The following is a 17,885-nucleotide window of genomic DNA, read 5'->3' on the forward strand; positions in this document are numbered from 1 at the left end:
CGCGAGCACGCCCGCCACCACGGCGCCGCTCACCGCCGCGGGCCGCGCCGGGCCGCGCACCCGCCGTCGTCCGTCCTGCCGGACCATCCTCACCTCTCCTGCCGCACGTCCTTCCCGGCACAACGACCCGACGCCGGGGCGGGTGACGGCCCGGTGGCCCTCGACGTGACCATCCGTCGACATCGAGCCCTTCGGGTGAGACGTGGACGTCACCCCCACGGCCACCGCGCCGATCCGGCTACCGCCCGTGGTGGAGCAGGACCGAACGGAGCAGTGGGAGCGTCACGAGGAGCAGCGCGGCAGGCGGCTCAGCGGCCCTCGTACGCCGGGACGCGCTTCTCCGAGCGCGCCGCCCGGCCCTCCTCGAGGTCCGCGCTGCGCCAGCAGCCCTCGAACGCCTCGGCGAGGAGCGGGTCCTCCTCCCCCAGCTCGACACGGTCGAGCACGAGCTTGTTGTAGGCGAGGGTGAGCGGCGCGAGGCCGGCCAGCTCCGCGCCGAGGGCCCGGGCGTCGTCGAGCGTGCCGAGGCGGTCGACGAGGCCGCGGTGCAGGGCCAGCTCGGCGCCGACCGTGTCGCAGGCGAGCAGCAGTGCGCGGGCGGTGGCCCCGCCGCCGATCTGGGCGAGCCGGCGGATGGTCCACGGGTTGACCGCGAGCCCGAGCCGGGCCGTGGGCAGCGCGAACACCGCGCCCTCGGCGGCGACGCGCAGGTCGCAGGCGATGGCGAGCTGGGTGCCGGCCCCGATCGCCGGGCCGTTGACGGCGGCGACCACGGGCACCGGCAGCGAGTGCACGGCGCCGAGGGCGGCGTGCAGCGCGTCCCGGAACCCCTCGCCGTAGACCTCCCCGAAGTCCGCGCCGGAGCAGAAGCTGCTGCCGGTGCCGGTCACCACGACCGCCCGGACCGCCGCCGCGCGCAGCTCCTCGGTGGCGGCGACGATCCGCCCGCAGGTCTCGACGTTGAGCGCGTTGCGCCGCTCCGGCCGGTCCAGCTCGATCACGCCGACCCGGTCCGCCCCGACCGTCACGTTGACCGCCACGTCCACACTCCCTCGCCCCGCCGACCGACCGGGCGAGAGAGTACGAGGTGGCCGCACCACCCGGGGGTCTAGGGTCCGCCGCATGGCGACGCAGGAGCTGCGGATGGGCACGTCGGCGGGGCGCTGGGTGCTGCTCACCACCGTGCTCGGCTCCAGCCTCGCGATGCTCGACGGCACGGTGGTCAACGTCGCCCTCGCGCACATCGGCGAGGACCTCGACGCCGGGTTCACCGGCCTGCAGTGGACCGTCAACGCCTACACGCTCACCCTCGCCTCGCTGATCCTGCTCGGCGGCTCGCTCGGGGACCGCTACGGGCGGCGGCGGGTGTTCGTGATCGGGGTCGTCTGGTTCGCCCTGGCCTCGCTGGCCTGCGGGCTCGCTCCGAACATCGAGGCCCTGGTGGCGGCGCGGGCGCTGCAGGGCGTGGGCGGCGCCCTGCTCACCCCGGGCAGCCTCGCGATCATCTCCGCGTCCTTCCACGGCACGGACCGGGCGGCGGCGGTCGGTGCCTGGTCCGGGCTGGGCGGCATCGCCGGCGCGGTCGGGCCGTTCCTCGGCGGCTGGCTCGTGGAGTGGACCTGGCGTGCGGTGTTCCTGGTGAACCTGCCGCTGGCGGCGCTCGTCGTGACGGTGGCGCTCCGGCACGTGCCGGAGAGCCGGAACGTGGCGGCGGCACGCGGGCTGGACCTGTCCGGCACGGCGCTGGCGGTGGCCGGGCTCGCCGGCCTCACCTGGTCCCTCACCGAGCTCGGGGCGGGCACCGGCTCGGCGGCGGTGTGGGCCGCCCTGGTCGTCGGGATCGCCGCGCTCGGCGTGTTCGTGCTGGTGGAGCAGCGCTCCCGGCACCCGCTCGTGCCGCCGGTGCTGTTCGCCGACCGGGTCTTCACGGCGGCCAACGTCGTCACGCTGCTCGTGTACGCCGCCCTCGGGGCGCTGTTCCTGCTGCTGGTGCTGCAACTGCAGATCGTCGCGGGGTACTCGCCGGTGCTGGCCGGGGCCGGGCTGCTGCCCGTCACCCTCGTCATGCTGCTGTTCTCGGCGCGCTCCGGGGCGCTCGCGCAGCGGATCGGGCCACGCATCCCGATGACCGTCGGCCCGATCCTCGCTGCGTGCGGGCTCCTGCTCATGCTCCGCATCGGGCCCGACGCGTCCTGGCTGCTCGACGTGCTGCCCGCGGTCCTGGTCTTCGCCGCCGGCCTCACCCTCACCGTCGCACCGCTGACCGCGACCGTGCTCGACGCGGCCCCCGACGACCACGCCGGGGCTGCCTCCGGCGTGAACAACGCGGTGGCCCGCGCGGCCGGGCTGCTCGCCGTCGCGGTCATCCCCGGCGCGGCCGGGATCGGGAACGCCGACTACTCCGATCCCGTCGCGTTCGACGCCGGGTTCCGCACCGCACTGCTGATCGGCGCCGGGCTGCTCGTGCTGGGCGGGCTGGTGTCCGCGGTGGCGATCCGCAGCCGGCTGGGTACCGCGCCCCCGACCGCCCCGTCGGCCGGGGAACCGGAGCCCGTGGGCCCGCCGCCGGAGCGGATCCCGCTCGAGTGCTGTTCGCACTGCGGCATCAGCGGCCCGCAGGTCTATCCGCGGGACTCCGCCGGTTCCTGAGTCCGGGCCGGCCCGCCGGCCAGGTCGCCCGCGAACCCCACGACGACCTGGTCGATCCGCCGCAGCGGGCCGATCGCGGCGAGCATGTCCCGGCGCAGCCCGGGGTCGTCGCAGCGGGAGGCCCACGCCTCCGCGGCGTCGACCAGCTCCTCCGCGGACACGATCTCCTCGCGGCCCGCCGGGCCGCCGGGCCGGATCAGCTCGCCGAGACCGGCCACGTTGGCCCGGATCCGCGCGACGGCGGGATCGAGCGTCGGCGCCCACCCGGGGACCGCGATCCGGTCGGAGAGCCGGGCGAGCGCGCGGGCGTAGTGGTCCACCGCGGTCAGCACCCGCAGGGCCCGTTGGTAGCTGCCCCGCCCGTGCCGGCGCGGCAGCGGGTTGTCCAGCGGCTTGGCCCGCAGCCGCAGCGTCCCGAGCTTCTCGTCGGCCGCGCGGGCGAGTTCCACGGGCAGGTCCGTGGGCGGGCGCCCGGTCAGCCGGTCGACGGTGGCCCCGAGCGTCTCGTCGAGGGCGAGCACGGTGTCGTCGAGCGCCTCCTGGAAGGCGGCCCGCGTGTGCTTGGGCAGCACGACCAGCGCGGCCAGGGCGCCGAGGGCGCCGCCGACGGCGGTCTCGATCACGCGCAGCACGAGCGTCTCCACCGAGAACTGGCCGATCAGGCCGTAGAGCAGGGCGAGCACCGCCGTGATCCAGAAGGCGAGCAGCCCGACCGAGATCCGGAACAGGTACAGCGCGAGGAACATGCAGCCGGCCAGCAGGATCAGCGTGGGAACCGGCCGGCCCCCGACGAGGACGGCCAGCAGCATCCCGGCGACGACCCCGCCCACGGTGCCGACGAGCCGCTGCCAGCCGCGGGCCAGGACGTCGCCCCGGCTCACCGTGCCCGCGAACACCACGAACGCCGCGATCACCGCCCAGTACCAGCGGGCCGGCGAGATCAGCTCGCCGACGACGATCGCCAAGCTGGTCGCCACCCCGACCTGGATCGCCTGCCGGGTCGACAGGGCGATGCGGTCGACCGCCCGGCCCGGCTCGTCGTCGCCCTCGTCCTTCCCGTCGTCCCCGTCGTCCTCCCGGGACTCGGCCAGCTCGATCGGCGGGGGCACGGCGCGCTCGCCGTCCTCCAGCGCGTCCGCCAGCCGGACGATCGCGAACGCGACCCGCTGCTCGCGGGGGCGGGCGCCGCTGTGCTCGGCGACGAGCTCCTCGACGCTGCGCCGGGTCCCGGCGAGCACCGCGGCCTGCATGGCCTCCGGCGCGCCGGTCGCGGTGGCCGAGGCGATCCCCCGCACCCCCTCGAGCAGCGCCTCCCGCACCTCCGGCTCCAGGGCGCCGGGCCGCGCCGGGTCGTCGGCCAGCCGCCGGGTCGAGACCGCGAGCCGCTCGGCGGCCAGCTCCAGGTCGGCGACGGCGAGCGACAGCGCCCGCCGCGGGTCGTCCTCGCCGGCCTCCTCGTCGGGTCCCTCCCGCTCGTCGCGCAGCTGCTCGATCCGGTCCACGACCAGCAACATCGTGTCGTTGAGCCGGACGCGGGCGCGGTGCAGGTCCTGCAGCGCGGCGTCGATGTCCTTCTCGTCGTCCGCCGGGGCCTCGAGCACGTCGATCACGGCCAGAGCCAAGGCGTGCACGTGCGCCCGGACGGCGCGCAGCAGGCCGTCGAGCACCTTCTCCGGCTTCTCGGCGAACACCCAGCCGCGCAGCAGCAGCGTGGCCCCGATGCCGACCCCGACCGCCAGCAGCAGGGAGGGCAGCTGGGCGGGCCGGGCCTGCAGGAACTGGGTGAAGAAGTAGGTGTTGAACATCGCCATGCCCAACGCCATCCCGCGCGGCCCGTACCGGCGTATCCACACCGCCACCATCATGACCAGCACGAACACCGTGTCCGAGATCAGCCGGTGCTCGGCCAGCACCGTGCCGAGCGCCGTGGCCGCGGCCGCCGGCGGCACCATCAGCGCGGTGGTGACCCGGCGCCGGTGGTTGTCCGGCTCGTTGACCGACAGGTTGCTGACCATCGCCAGCACCGCCGCGAACATCACCACGGTGACGGGCTGTCCGGTGGCCGCGCGGACGACGGACATGACGACGGCGGCCAGCACCATGGCCGCCGTCGCCACCCCCGCCAGCCGCAGTCGGCCGAGGCCGGGGTCGACGCCCGTCACCCAGGTGCGCAGTTCCCCGATCCACGCCCGGCCGCGCACGGGGGGAAGTCTTCCACCGCGGTGATCGGCCCGCTGGGCCCGGGGCTCAGGTCAGGCCGAGCTCCACGGACAGGGCGCGCAGGGCGGCCCGGTACTCCGCGTCGGGCGCGCCGGAGGCGGTGAGGATCTGCGCGGCGACGTGGTCCGCCCCGGCCTCGAGGTGCGCGTCCAGCCCGGCGCGGACGGCGGCGGCGTCGCCGTGCAGGACCAGCGCGTCGATCGTGCGGTCGCTCGCGGTGTCGAGGTCCTCCGCGGTGAAGCCGGTGCGCAGCAGGTTGCGCCGGTAGTTGGACAGCCGCAGGTAGGGGTCGCGGACCTTCGGCCGGCCCACCCGCCGGGCGTACTCCGGGTCCGCGGAGACGACGACCTTGTGCTCGGGCGCGAGCAGCGGCCCCGCGCCGAGGATCTCCCGGGCCTCGGCGGTGTGCCGCGGCGTGGTCAGGTAGGGCGCGGCACCCGCGGTGCGCTCCCCCGCGACCCGCAGCACCTTCGGGCCCAGCGCGGCCAGGGCGCGTCCCGCCACCGGGACGCCGGCGGAGTCCAGGTCGTCGAGGTAGCCGACGATCGTGTCGAAGGGCGAGCGGTACTCCGTGACGGCTTCGGGGTGCCCGATCCCGACGCCGAGCAGGAACCGGCCGGGGAACGCCTTGTCGATCCGGTGGTAGGACTCCGCGACCTCGGGTGCGGGCGCCTGCCAGATGTTGACGATCCCGGTGGCCACCGCGATCCGCTGCGTCGCCGCCAGCACCTGCTCGGGCAGCGCCAGGTCGGCGGGTGGGGAGCCGCCGATCCAGATCGCGCCGAAGCCGGCCGCCTCGATCTCCGCGCCGAGCTCCGGGGTGAGCTGGTCGCGGCGCAGCCAGATCCCGTAGCGGCCCAGGTCCACCGACATGCGTGCCTCCTCGCGTCGTTCCTCGGGGGTGATCCCTTCCCCGGCAACCCGCCCGCACACGTCACGCATTCCACCCGGTGCTCCTGTCGGTGGTCGTGCCCGTGCGCCGGTGTTCCGGGCGGTGATCCTGTCGGGGGTCCTCCGTAGGCTGCCGCCCGTGAGTCGCACCCTCCCGTGGCGCCGCCGGCCGCAGGTCCTCGTCCCCGCCCGGCCCGAGCTCCCCCGCCGGGCCCCGGCGGGCACGCGCGCGGTCGTCGTGGGCGGCGGGATCGCGGGGGTGAGCGCGGCGGTCGTGCTCGCCGAGCGCGGGGTGGCGGTCACGCTGCTCGAGGCCGCGCGCACCCTCGGGGGCCGGCTCGGCGCCTGGCCGCACACCTTGCCGGACGGGTCGGAGCAGGTGGTCGAGCACGGGTTCCACGCGTTCTTCCGGCACTACGACACCTGGCGCTCGATCCTGCGGCGGATCGACCCGGAGCTCGGGTTCCTGCGCCCGGTCGAGGGCTACCCGGTGATCTCCCGCCGCTGGCCGGCCGAGGACCTGGGTGACCTGCCGGCCGCGCCGCCGCTCAACCTCCTGGCGCTGTTCGCCCGCTCCCCCAGCCTGCGTCTGCGCGAGATCGCGGGGGCGGACGCTGGGCTCGGGTTCGCCCTGCTCGCGCACGACCCGGCGGAGACCGTCGCCCGCTTCGACGAGCTCAGCGCCGGCGAGTTCCTCGCCCGGCTGGGGGTGTCGGAGCGGGCACGGCAGATGCTGTTCGAGGCGTTCGCGCGCTCGTTCTTCTGCGACCAGGCCGGGCTGTCCGCCGCCGAGCTGGTGGCGATGTTCCACTACTACTTCCTGGGCAACCCGGCCGGCATCGGCTTCGACGCGCCCGCCGAGGACCACCTCACCGCGATCTGGGCGCCGCTGGGGGCCCACCTGCGCGGCCTGGGTGCCGAGATCCGTACCGGGGCCCGGGTCGATGGCCTGGGGCGGAAGGGGCAGGTCTGGCGGGTGCACGCCGAGGGTGGGCCCGCGGAGGCCGAGCACGTGGTGCTCGCGCTGGACCCCGGGGCGCTGCGGACGCTGCTCGCGGCGTCGCCCGTCGCCCCGGACCTGGCGCGGCGGGCGGCGGCGCTGTCGGTGGCACCGCCCTTCGCCGTCACCCGGCTGTGGCTGGACCGGGAGGTCCGGCCGGAGCGGGCGGTGTTCAACGCCGTCTCGGGCGAGCCGACGCTCGACTCGGTCACGGTGTACTCGCGGCTGGAGGGCGAGTCGGCGCGCTGGGCCGCGCGGACCGGCGGTTCGGTCGTGGAGCTGCACTCCTACGCCTGCCGGGCACCCGACGCCACCACCGCGACCGCCCGGATGCGGGCCGAGCTGGCGGCGCTGTGGCCCGAGACCGCCGGGGCCGGGGTCCTCCACGTGCAGGAACGCCTCGAGGCCACGGCCCCGGCCTTCCCGCCCGGCACCGCGGGCACGCGACCGGGGGTCGCCACGGACGCGCCCGGTGTCCGCGTGGCCGGGGACTTCGTCGAGTGCCCGTACCCCTCCGGCCTGATGGAGCGCGCCGCCATGACCGGGGTGCTCGCCGCGAACGACGTCCTGGCCGCGGTCGGGGCCGGACCCGAGGAGATCCGGGGCATCGCCGGGCGCGGGCTGCTGGCCGGGCTGCCCGTGCACCGGCTCGGCACGCTCGGGAAGGCTGCACCCCGGCCGGACCCGGCGCTGCGGTGAGGGCTGCGGTGAGGCCCGGGGTGCGGGCTGCCGTGAGGACTGCGGCGAGCGCTGCGGTGAGGCTGCGGTGAGGCTGCGGTGAGGCTGCGGTGAGGCCCGGGGTGAGGGCTGCGGTGAGGGCTGGGGTGAGGCTGCGGTGAGCGCGCCGGCAGGTGGCGTGTCCGCCGCTGCTGCCGGGGGATCGGGCCGGGCGGCGCCGCCCGCCGCGACCGGTGCCGGCCCGGTGCCGCGCGTCTCGGCCGGAGTGCGGGCGGCGCGCCTCGCGGTGCACGTCGACGACGAGCGCGGCCTGGCGCTGCTCCGCCCGCTCGACGCCGCGGGTGGGCCCGTCGACGCCGTGCGGACCGTGCCGGTGGCCGGGCTGGTCCTCGGCGAGGCCCGAGCGGTGTGGCGCAACGCCCGCACCTACCGCACCCTGCTGGCCGCCGGGGTGCGGGCCGGGCGGGCGCACGACGTCGAGCTGGTCGAGGGCCTGCTGGTGGCGGCCGACGGGGACTTCGGGGCGCCGCACTGGATGGCGGCCGAGGCCGCGCACCTGGCCGGCGAGCTCGTCCCGCCCGACGAGGCCCCCGGGGACGCCGTCGACGAGCCGCCCGCCCTGTTCCGCCGCGCCGAGCCCGACCCGGCCGGCACCCTGGCCTCGGTCGTCGCGGTACACGCGGCCCAGCAGCGTCGACTCGCCGCCGATCCCCGGTTGCGCACGCTCGCGGCCGCGGAGTCGGCGGGCGGGATCGTCGCGGAGGAGATGCGTGCCGAGGGTCTGCCGTGGCGGGCCGACGTGCACGACGCCCTGCTCACCGAGGCGCTCGGGCCCCGCCCGGCGGGGCACGGCCGGCCCCCGCGGCTCGTCGCGCTCGCGGCCGAGGTCGAGGCCGCGTTCGGGCGGCCGGTGAACCCGGACTCGCCCGCCGAGCTGCTGCGCGCCTTCGCGCGCGCCGGGTTCGAGCTGCCCAGCACGCGGTCGTGGGTGATCCGCCGGGTCGACCATCCGGCCGTGGCCCCGCTGCTGGCCTACAAGGACCTCGCCCGTCTGCACGCCGCGCACGGCTGGAACTGGCTGCGGACCTGGGTGCACGAGGGGCGCTTCCGGCCGGAGTACGTCGTCGGCGGGGTGGTGTCGGGGCGCTGGGCCACCCGCGGCGGCGGGGCCCTGCAGATCCCCAGGGCGGTCCGCGCGGCGGTGCGCGCCGACGAGGGGTGCCGGCTCGTCGTCGCCGACGCCGCCCAGCTCGAACCCCGGATCCTCGCCGCCCTCGCCGGCGACGCCGCGCTGGCCCGCGCCGGTGGCAGCGAGCGGGACTCCGACCTGTACGCCGGTCTCGCCGCGGAGCTCTTCGGGCCGGGCGTGCCGGAGGGCCGGGCCAAGGCCAAGCTCGCCGTGCTCTCCGCGATCTACGGCCAGACCTCGGGCGACGCCGGCGTCCACCTCGCGCTGCTGCGCCGCCGGTTCCCGGCGGCGCTCGCGGCGGTCGAGGACGCGGCGCGGGCCGGCGAGGAGGGGCGGCTGGTCCGGTCCTGGCTCGGCCGCACCTGTCCACCGGCCCGGCCGGGCGACGAGGTGCCCGCGCGGGCCCGGGCGCGCGGTCGGTTCACCCGCAACTTCGTCGTGCAGGCCACCGCGGCCGAGTGGGCGCTGGTGCTGCTCGCGGAGCTGCGGTCCGCGCTGCACCGAATCGGGAACCCGTGCCGCCTGGTGTTCTTCCAGCACGACGAGGTGCTGCTGCACGGCCCGGCGGACGCCGCACCGGAGGCCGCCGAGCTGGTACAGGCCGCCGCCGACACCGCCACCCGCACCCTCTTCGGCAGGACGCCGGTGCGCGTCCCGATGCCCGCCCGGATCGTGGAGTCCTACGCGGAGAAGTAGCGCATCAGGGTCGCCTGAGGGGACGCCGAACCCTTCTCCTGCGCATTATGGTTCCACAACGCGGTATCGAGCTCCTTCCCTGCGCGTCATGGCTCCATAACGCGTCAGTTTCTCGCGCTCACTCGCGTCGTGGATCCACACTGCTCGTCCGGGCGGGCCCGCCGCGGCCGTCGCCGGCGATCCGGCGGGAGTCGTGGGTCTGGGGGTACGACACCGGCTCCACCCGGATCAGCACCCGGCGCGGGCTGTCGAGCAGCCGCAGCATCCGGTCGGGGTCTCGGGGCTGGAGCCGGCGCGCGAGGAGCGGGAGCACGGCGTCGAGCGTCGGCCGGTCCCGGTGCACGGTCGCCCGCCCCCGGATCCGCACCATTCGCCGGCCCGGCAGGCCCGTGCCGAGGTTGCTGATCACCAGGCCCACCCGTGGGTTCCGCTCGGCCGCGGTCACGTGCGCGCGCCCCCTGACCGCGGTCAGCCAGAACACGCCCTCGTGGAACAGGTGGCTCATCGTCACCCCGGCCGGCCAGCCCTCGTCGTCCGTGAACAGGAAGGTGCACTCGCGTGCCGCCTCGACCAGCTCCGCCCGGTCGGCCGCGGCCAGCCCGGCCTGGTCCATGCCCTCGAGGTCCCGCTCGCCGACGCGCGTCACGGCCCGAGGGTAGGCCGCCGGACGGTCGTTTGGTAGACCTCTCAGGCGGCGGCCGGGACCGGGGCGCCGAGGGCGGCCAGGACCGCGGCCCCCATCGCCTCCATGCCCTGCGCGTTGGGATGCACCGGCGCCGCCGGCGAGGTCGGCAGCAGGCCCTCGATCCATTTCACACCGGGCAGCTGGCACATGTCGTGCCCGGTCGTCGGGGTGTAGGTGTCGACGTAGGTCGCACCGACCGCAGCGGCCCGGTCGGCGAGCATCGCGTTGAGGTCCTTCTCGATCCCGCGCAGCCACGCGACGTCGCCCGGGCTGAACGGCACCACCGGGAAGCAGCCCGGGCCCTCGTCGGGCAGGAGCGCCGGGTACCCGACGACCGCGACCCGCGCGCCCGGCGACCGGGTGCCGATCGAGTCGAGCACCGCGGCGATCTTCTCCGCGGTCCCGGCGATCCGCTCGTTCAGCTGGTCGCCGTAGAAGTCCCGGCACGCGGCGCCGAGCGGCTGCTGCGGCGACCGCAGCGCGCACTCCTGGATGATCTCGCCGAACCCGATGTCGTTGCCGCCGATGGTGACCGTGACGAGGTCCTCCGCGCCGGTCAGCGCGTCGAACTGGGCCGGGTTCTCCCCGAGCGCGACCTTCTGCGGCGCGGTGAGGTCCGCCGTCGTCGCGCCGCTGCAGCTCACGTCGACGAAGTCCGTGGCGCCGAGGCCGGCGGCCACCACGGACGGGAAGTTCGACCCGGACCGCAGGCACCCGACCGGCTGCCCGCTCGGCGGCGGGACCAGCGGACCCGCGCTGTAGGAGTCCCCGAGGGCGACGTACCGCCCGGCCTGCTCGGTGTCGTCGGCCAGGGCCGTCCCCGCCGTGCCGCCGAGCACGACGACCACGGCGGCGACCACCGCGACGACCATGACGAGCGAGCGACACGGGGGCGGGACACGGCGCACGGGCGGCCTCCGGGGAGCGGGCGGCGCCCGCCGGGGCGGCGGGCCGGACGGCGCCGGGCCCGGCACCACCGGGACACTAACGAGATGATCGCGCGGCGGGACCGTCTTCCATCCGGGTGAGTGAACGGCGCAGGCGCAGCGGAGGGACGAGTGCGGCCCGCAGCGACGCGGCGTCGAGCGTCCGGGGCTCGTAGCCCAGCCCGGCGAGGCGCGCCGCGACCAGCTCGGCCGGGTCCGCGGGCGGGGCGTCGGGCAGCCCGCAGAGGAAGGCCCACTCGTGCTCGGGGCTGCCGACGTACGCCCGGTGCGGGAACACCGCGCCGAACCGCTCCCATGCGGCCCGCAGGGTGGCGTCACGCCACAGCGCCGGGCTCCCGGCCTGGCTCACGACGACGCCGCCCGGCCGCAGCCGGGCCGCGCAGCGGGCGAGGAAGCCCCCCGTGTAGAGCCGGTTGAGCTGGGCCCCGGGCTCGTCCGGGCGCTCGTCGGGCAGGTCGACGACGATCACGTCCCAGGTGCCGTCCGTGGAGTCGACGAACGTCAGCCCGTCCTCGTAGTGCACCCGGACCGGTCCGTCGTGCGCCTCGGCCGCGGCGAGTGCCGCCGGGGTGTACCCGTACGGCAGGTGCTCGGCGCAGAGCCGCACGCACTCGCGGTCGAGGTCCACGTGGTCCACGGTGGACGCGCCGCAGGCCACGGCCAGCTCGCTCACCACACCCTCGCTGGAGCCGATCACCAGCACCCGCTCCCGGCGCTCGGCGAGCAGCGCGGCCGGCACGAACAGCGCCTCGTGGTAGGTCAGCTGGGTGTGCTCGGCGCTCTGCCGCTCGCCGTCGCAGAACAGCGTGACCCCGTGCGCGGTGTCCGCGATCAGCACCTCCTGCAGCGCGGTGAGGGTCCGCACGTGCGTCGCGTCGAGCTGCCATCGGCGGGTCAGGCCCGGCGAGATCGGCTCGTCGACCCGGCCCGCGCCCCCGCGGTCCACGACCTCGATCGCGGCGTCCGCGGCCCCGAGGGTCAGCGCCAGCCGTCGCACCGCGTAGAGGGGGTCGGCGCTGTCGCCGCAGGTGAAGGCGTCGACGAAGGCGGAGCCGAGCTCGGGCCACGTGTGGATCGACGCGTGCGACTCGGCCAGCAGCGCGACGACCGTGACCCCCTGCGGCTCGAAGGGCTCCGCGACGACCTGCCGCACGTCCGCCCCCGCGGCCAGCAGTGCGGTGCGCAGGGCGTGCCGCAGGCCGTCGGCGTCGTCGAGCAGGGCCGGGTCGATGCCGCGCAGCTCGCCGAGGACGTGCCGGCCGGCGGGATGGGACGTCTGCACGGGGCACGACCCTAAGGGGCGTCTGGTGGATCATCCGCCGCGGTCCCGGCGCCCGGACGACCCCCGGCTGCGTTGTCGCCGGGCCCGGATACACCCGGTATGAGGACCCGGCTCCGCCTTGCCAGGAGCCGCCCGGATCACCGAGCCCATCGACGGTGATCCACCGGACGCCCCTAGGTGAGCGCGGGCACCAGGACGTGCACGGGCAGCGGGCCGAAGCCGTTGAAGCCGACGGCGGCGTAGCTCGCGGTGTAGGCGCCGGCGTGCAGCAGGTCGACGGCGTCGCCCGCGGCGAGGTCCAGGGGAAGGGCGTAGGGCCGGCGACGGTAGAGGACGTCGTCGCCGTCGCAGGTCGGGCCGGCCAGCACGACCGGGCCGGGCGGGCCCGTGCGTCCCGGCGCCCGCACCGGGTAGTCGATCGCCTCCCCCTCCGTCTCGGCGAGCCCCTGGTAGCGGCCCGCGTCGAGGTAGACCCAGCGGCGATGGTCGATGCCGGGGCGGCGCGAGACCCGCAGGGCGGTGGTCCGCAGCACCCCGGCCTCGGCGACGAGCGCGCGACCCGGTTCGAGGACCAGCCGGACACCGTCGACGTCACCGACCGTGACGGCGGCGGCGACGGCGTCGTGGATCGCGTGGGCGTACGCCGCGAGCGGCGGAACGTCGGTGCGGTAGCGCACGGGGAGTCCCCCGCCGACGTCGAGCACCGGCTCCGCGATCCCGGCCGCGCGCGCCACGCGGAGGGCGACCCGGACGCCCTCGGCGAAGGCGGCCGGCCTGAGCTGCTGCGATCCGGCGTGGAAGGTGACCCCCGCAGCCCCGCGCGCGAGCCGGACGGCCTCCGCCGGCGTGGCGCCGAACTTGCCGAGGAACGGGGTCGCGGACCCGTCGTCGGCCACGAGGACGCGCACGAGCACCTCGGCCCCGGCCGGCAGGGTGACGCGGTCCTCGGCACTGTCCGTGACGAACCGGCGGACGCCCTGCGCGGCGGCCTCCGCCGCGGCGCCCGGACCGCGGACGGGGTTGCCGTGGCAGAGCCGGGCCGGGTCGGCGCCCGCGGTGAGGCACAGCGCGATCTCCTCCGCCCCCGCCACGTCGAACCCGCTGCCGAGGGCCGCGAGGGTGTGCAGCACGGCGGGCTCGGGGCAGGCCTTGACGGCGTAGAGGATCTCCGCGTCCGGGAAGGCCGCGGCCAGCTCGGAGTACCGCCGCGCGACCAGCCCCACGTCGAGGACCAGGTACGGCGTCGGCCGCGGCTCGGCGAGGAACGCCTCCAGGGCGGGGGTCAGCACGCCCCGATCCTCCCCGACGCCCCCGGCGCCCTCGGCAGCGGCGAGGGTCGCCGCTCACGCGGTGGGCAGGACGCGCCCTCCCGTCCCGTCGACGACCACCTGCTGCCCGGTCGCGATCCGCGCCACCGCGCCCGGCACGCCGACCACGGCCGGGATGCCGTACTCGCGGGCGACCACCGCGCCGTGCGAGTTCGCCCCGCCCATCTCCATGACCAGCCCGCCGGCGGTCAGGAACAGCGGCGTCCAGCCGGGGTCGGTGGAGGGGCAGACGAGGATCTCCCCCGGTCCGAGGCGGGCGTCGGCCGGATCGAGCACCACCCGCGCCGGTCCCTCGGCGCGCCCGGCCGAGGCCGGCGTGCCCCGCAGCTCCCCCGGCACCACCGGTGGCGCCGCCGGGTCCGGCAGGGCCTCCGGCTCGGTGCCGTCGGAGAGCAGGATCCGCGGGACGTGCCGGCGCCGCCGCTCGCGGTCGTACGCCGCGCGCCGGGTCGCGACCCGCGCCCGCAGGTCGGCCCCGGCGAGCCCGGCGCGGCAGTCGTCGACGGCGAGGTGCACGACGCCGTCGGCCGAGGCGACCTCACCGGCCGCGGCGAGGGCATCGCCGACGGCCAGGAGATCGGCGCGCGCCGCGTCGAGGACCGTGACCAGGACGAACTTCGGCAGCTCGCGCAGTCCCGCGAGCGCCCGCGCCCGGCGCAGCAGCAGCCGCACCGCCCGGGCCCGCAGGCCGCCGGCCCGGTCCGCGAGGGCGGCCGCCGTCCGCTCCGCCTCGGCCGCCGCGGCGGCGAAGATCCGGTCGGGCGTGCGGTCCGGGTCCGCCCGCAGGTAGCCCGCCAGGACCCCGAGCAGGTACGACGGGTCCTCGTGCCACCGCGGCACGCCGAGGTCGATCTCGGCGACGCCGCGCTGCCCGTACCGCCCGAGGAACTCGTCCAGCCCGTCGGCCAGGACCGCCGGGGCGGTGCCGGCCGCGAGCGCGGTCCGTGCCGCGTCGACCGGGCCGGCGACCAGGGCGCGCGAGGGCGGGTCGGCGGCGACCCGCTCGGCAAGGCGCCACAGCGCGAGGTCCATCTCCGTGGTGACGTTGTGCGGCAGCCCGCGCAGGACGGTCGACAGCTCGCCGGGCCGGGTCCGGCCGCGCAGCAGCGCCGCGGCGAGCCCGAACGCCACGAACCCCGCCGCCGCCACCGGGAACGCGCGCCCGGCCACCGCCGGCATCTCCCGCGCGAGGGTCGCCTCCAGCCGGTCGAGGCGGGCCTCCGGCGGCAGCGGGCCGCGGGCGTCGAGCCGGTCGTGCAGGTCGCGCACCGCCGTGTCGACCGCCCGGCGCGCCCGCTCCGGCGCCACCAGCGCCCCCACCAGCCGCGGTGGCACCCGGAACCGGCGGAACACCCGGGCCAGGGAGCGGACGAGGCGCAGCCGCCCTCCCGGCAGCACCGCGAAGGCGGGGTCGGTGAGGACCCGGCGCAGGACGGCGGCGGAGCGGGCCTCCATGACGTCGAACAGCCGCGGGACCACGAACCGCCCGACCGGGTGCCGCAGCGCCCCGGTTACGTCGACCAGCAGCCGCTCCCCCGCCACCGCCAGCACCGGTGCGCCGGCGCGGACGTCCGGCACCGCGACGCCGAGCAGCCGGGCGAGCGAGCCGGTCAGGACCCGGAAGGCACCCTGGCCGGCGCTGGTGAGCGGCTCCAGCACGCCCTGCGCGACGTTGACGTTGAGGTAGACCCGCAGGCCCGGCACGCGCGGCTCGGGCAGCGGGTAGAGCGTGGTGACCGGCCGCGCCTGGACCAGCCACACCCGGTCCGCGCCGTCGACCGACCACTCCAGGTCCTGCGGCCCGCCGTGGTGCGCGGCCACCCGCCGGCCCAGCCCGGCGAGCTCCCGTGTCCGCGCGTCCGTCAGGCACGGGCCGACGCCGCCGGCACGCCGTTCCACGACCCGGTCCGCGGCGTCCAGCACCAGGTGCTCGGGGTCCACCGCGCCGGAGACCACGGCCTCGCCGAGCCCCGGCGCCGCGTCGATCACCGTCTCCGCACGCCGGCCGGTGACCGGGTTCGCGGTGAACAGCACGCCCGCCGCCGCGGCCGGCACCATCCGCTGCACGACGACGGCGCGGGCGACCGCGCGGTCGTCGATGCCGTTGGCGGCGCGGTAGGCCACGGCGCGATCGGTCCAGAGCGAGGCCCAGCAGCGGCGGACGGCGTCGAGCACGGCGACGAGGTCGGCCGCGCCGAGGTAGGTGTCCTGCTGGCCGGCGAAACTGGCGTCGGGCAGGTCCTCGGCGGTCGCCGACGAGCGCACGGCGACGGGACCGCCGGCCAGCGCCCGGATCGCGGCGGCCAGGTCGGGCGGCACCGGGGCCGACCGGACGGCCTCGCGCAGCGCGGCGGGCGCGGCACCCTCCGCGAGCAGGGGCCGGACGACAGGGTCGGCCACCGCCCGGTACGCCGCGGTGGTCACGCAGCTGCCCGGCGGGACCGGGAATCCCGCGCGGATCAGCTCGCCGAGGGAGGCGGCCTTCCCGCCGACGAGCGCCGGGTCGGCGGCCAGGGCGAGATCGAGGATCCGGGGGCCCTCCGTGAGCGGCAGCGTGTGCGTCATCGCGCCTCCTCGTGCGTGGCGGCAGCGTAACCCCGAGATGGCATCTTTTCAACGAGTGTTGAAAAGATGTCCGCCCGGCGTCGGCGCTACCGGCCCTGAACTACCGCTCGGTAATGTCCGCGACCATGACCGCACCCAAGACCCAGCGCCGGGGCCGGGCCATCGCGATGACCGACGACGAGCGCGACGCCTACCTCGCCGAGGAGCGCACCTGCCGCGTCGCCACCAACGGCACGAACGGTCCGCACGCCACCCCGCTCTGGTTCCACTGGGACGGCACCGCGCTGTGGCTGACCTCGCTCGTGCGGGCGCAGCGCTGGGCGGACCTGGAGAAGGACCCGCGGATCGCCGTGGTCGTGGACTCCGGGGAGGAGTACGACCAGCTGCGCGGGGTCGAGCTGCGCGGCCGCGTCGAGCCCGTGGGCGAGATTCCGCGCACGGGTGAGGCGAACCCGGAGCTGGAGCGGGTGGAGCAGGCCTTCGCGGACAAGTACTCCGGCGGCCACGTGGTGATCGACGGCCGGCACGCGTGGCTGCGCCTGGTGCCCGAGAAGATCAGCAGCTGGGACTTCCGGAAGCTGCCGGGCACCCGACAGCGGCCCGGAGGCTGACCTCCCCGCCCGCCGCGTCCCGGAGCCACGATGCGCATTCGAGGCTCCGACTGGGCGCCATGGAGCCATGACGCGCATCCTCCGGCACGCGTCATGGCTCCGTGATCCGTCAGGGCGTGCCGGTCAGCAGCGGCCAGAGGCCGTCCGGCCCGACCTCGAGCGCGCGGGCGCCCACCCGGTCGTTCCAGTAGGCCTCGGAGCCGTCCTCGTCCCGCCACGCCCAGAGCCGGGTGGTGACCAGCCGCAGGTCGTGCTCGCGGGTGAACCCGATCGCCCCGTGCACCTGGTGGGTGATCCGGGCGACCTGCCCGGCCGCCTCCCCGGCGCGAGCCTTGGCCACGGCGATCGCGAGCGACGCCTCGGCGAACCCGTGCTTGTCCACCTCGCGCGCCGCCGCCTCGGTCGCCGCCGCGGCGGCCGCCACCTCGGCCCCGGCCAGCGCCAGGGACTGCTGGATGGCCTGCAGCTTCGCGATCGGCCGGCCGAACTGCACCCGCTCGGTCGCGTACCGCACCGCCATGGCGAGGGCTCCGCGGGCCGCCCCGGCCAGCAGCAGCGCCCGCCCGAGCGCCGCCCGCAGCGGGTACTCGACCAGGGCGACCGACGGCACGTCGGCGACGGCGCGGACGGTGAGCTCGTTGACCACCAGGTCGTCCCGGGGCTCCTCGGCGAGGTTCGCCCCCTCCGTCTCCACGACCGCCCCGGTGGTGTCGACCAGCAGCACCTGCTCGCCGGCCAGCACCGCGACCGCCGAGACCGCCCGGCCCCACGGCACCCGGCGCAGCGTGCCGGACACGGTCACCTCGGCCCCGCCCGCGGCCGGCTGGACCGTCAGGTTCCCGGCGACCGTCGCCGACAGCGGCCCGGTCGGCACCTCCAGCCCGGCCGCGTGCAGCAGCCAGGCCGCCAGCAGGTCGGTCTCCACCAGCGGCACCCGCGCCGCGAACTGCCCGGCCGCGGTGAGCACGGCCGCCGCGTCGGACATCGTGCCGCCGCTGCCCCCGGCGTCCTCGGGCAGGGTCAGCCGGGCCAGGCCGGTCTGCTCGACGGTCCTCCACAGCTCGGCGTCGAACACGTCGGTGGAGTTGTCCCAGGCGTCGCCGAAGACCGACTCCGCCATCTCCCGCAGCTCGGAGCTCATCCC

At 76.9% G+C, this 17,885-nt stretch carries 13 protein-coding genes; 4 read left to right on the plus strand and 9 right to left on the minus strand.

What is annotated here, in order from left to right:
- Positions 1-308: 308 nt before the first annotated feature.
- Entirely contained in the window at positions 309-1,040 is a 732-nt protein-coding gene (locus ACFQH9_RS29650) for an enoyl-CoA hydratase (RefSeq protein WP_379571321.1), read from the minus strand.
- A gap of 82 nt (positions 1,041-1,122) precedes the next feature.
- On the opposite strand from ACFQH9_RS29650, the gene ACFQH9_RS29655 reads away from it, so the two are divergent.
- Entirely contained in the window at positions 1,123-2,649 is a 1,527-nt protein-coding gene (locus ACFQH9_RS29655; RefSeq protein WP_379571323.1) for an MFS transporter, read from the plus strand.
- Here ACFQH9_RS29655 and ACFQH9_RS29660 read toward each other — a convergent pair.
- Both ACFQH9_RS29660 and ACFQH9_RS29665 read right to left on the minus strand, forming a co-directional pair.
- Positions 2,622-4,850 carry an FUSC family protein gene (locus ACFQH9_RS29660; RefSeq protein WP_379571325.1) on the minus strand — a complete coding sequence of 743 codons (2,229 nt, stop codon included), beginning with the start codon at positions 4,848-4,850 and terminating at the stop codon, positions 2,622-2,624. The genes ACFQH9_RS29655 and ACFQH9_RS29660 overlap by 28 nt on opposite strands.
- Before the next feature lie 46 nt (positions 4,851-4,896).
- Positions 4,897-5,742, minus strand: coding sequence for an LLM class F420-dependent oxidoreductase (locus ACFQH9_RS29665; RefSeq protein ID WP_379571327.1), 846 nt, complete (start codon positions 5,740-5,742; stop codon positions 4,897-4,899).
- Positions 5,743-5,899: 157 nt separating this feature from the next.
- Between ACFQH9_RS29665 and ACFQH9_RS29670 the strand changes: the two genes are divergently transcribed.
- Both ACFQH9_RS29670 and ACFQH9_RS29675 read left to right on the plus strand, forming a co-directional pair.
- Positions 5,900-7,459: an FAD-dependent oxidoreductase gene (locus tag ACFQH9_RS29670; RefSeq protein WP_379571329.1), complete on the plus strand. Its 1,560-nt coding sequence runs from the start codon at positions 5,900-5,902 to the stop codon at positions 7,457-7,459.
- A gap of 157 nt (positions 7,460-7,616) precedes the next feature.
- Positions 7,617-9,323 carry a bifunctional 3'-5' exonuclease/DNA polymerase gene (locus tag ACFQH9_RS29675; protein ID WP_379571331.1) on the plus strand — a complete coding sequence of 569 codons (1,707 nt, stop codon included), beginning with the start codon at positions 7,617-7,619 and terminating at the stop codon, positions 9,321-9,323.
- 118 nt (positions 9,324-9,441) lie between these two features.
- Here the strand turns inward: ACFQH9_RS29675 and ACFQH9_RS29680 are convergent, their stop codons facing one another.
- From ACFQH9_RS29680 to ACFQH9_RS29700, 5 genes are all read right to left on the minus strand, one after another.
- A complete protein-coding gene (locus ACFQH9_RS29680; protein WP_379571333.1) occupies positions 9,442-9,969 on the minus strand; it encodes a pyridoxamine 5'-phosphate oxidase family protein in 528 nt (175 codons plus the stop codon).
- 41 nt (positions 9,970-10,010) lie between these two features.
- On the minus strand, positions 10,011-10,880 hold the full coding sequence (locus ACFQH9_RS29685; protein WP_379571335.1) for an SGNH/GDSL hydrolase family protein: 870 nt from the start codon (positions 10,878-10,880) through the stop codon (positions 10,011-10,013).
- 112 nt (positions 10,881-10,992) lie between these two features.
- A complete protein-coding gene (gene speD / locus ACFQH9_RS29690; protein WP_379571337.1) occupies positions 10,993-12,237 on the minus strand; it encodes an adenosylmethionine decarboxylase in 1,245 nt (414 codons plus the stop codon).
- 173 nt (positions 12,238-12,410) lie between these two features.
- A complete protein-coding gene (locus ACFQH9_RS29695; RefSeq protein ID WP_379571339.1) occupies positions 12,411-13,526 on the minus strand; it encodes a type III PLP-dependent enzyme in 1,116 nt (371 codons plus the stop codon).
- A gap of 54 nt (positions 13,527-13,580) precedes the next feature.
- On the minus strand, positions 13,581-16,130 hold the full coding sequence (locus tag ACFQH9_RS29700) for a PEP/pyruvate-binding domain-containing protein (protein ID WP_379571341.1): 2,550 nt from the start codon (positions 16,128-16,130) through the stop codon (positions 13,581-13,583).
- Positions 16,131-16,255: 125 nt separating this feature from the next.
- Between ACFQH9_RS29700 and ACFQH9_RS29705 the strand changes: the two genes are divergently transcribed.
- On the plus strand, positions 16,256-16,741 hold the full coding sequence (locus ACFQH9_RS29705; RefSeq protein WP_379571343.1) for a pyridoxamine 5'-phosphate oxidase family protein: 486 nt from the start codon (positions 16,256-16,258) through the stop codon (positions 16,739-16,741).
- Between the two features lie 109 nt (positions 16,742-16,850).
- On the opposite strand, the gene ACFQH9_RS29710 is transcribed toward ACFQH9_RS29705, so the two are convergent.
- On the minus strand, positions 16,851-17,882 hold the full coding sequence (locus tag ACFQH9_RS29710) for an acyl-CoA dehydrogenase family protein (RefSeq protein WP_379571345.1): 1,032 nt from the start codon (positions 17,880-17,882) through the stop codon (positions 16,851-16,853).
- Between the last annotated feature and the right edge of the window lie 3 nt (positions 17,883-17,885).

It is taken from the genome of Pseudonocardia lutea, assembly GCF_042658055.1.
GTDB classification, from domain to species: domain Bacteria; phylum Actinomycetota; class Actinomycetes; order Mycobacteriales; family Pseudonocardiaceae; genus Pseudonocardia; species Pseudonocardia lutea.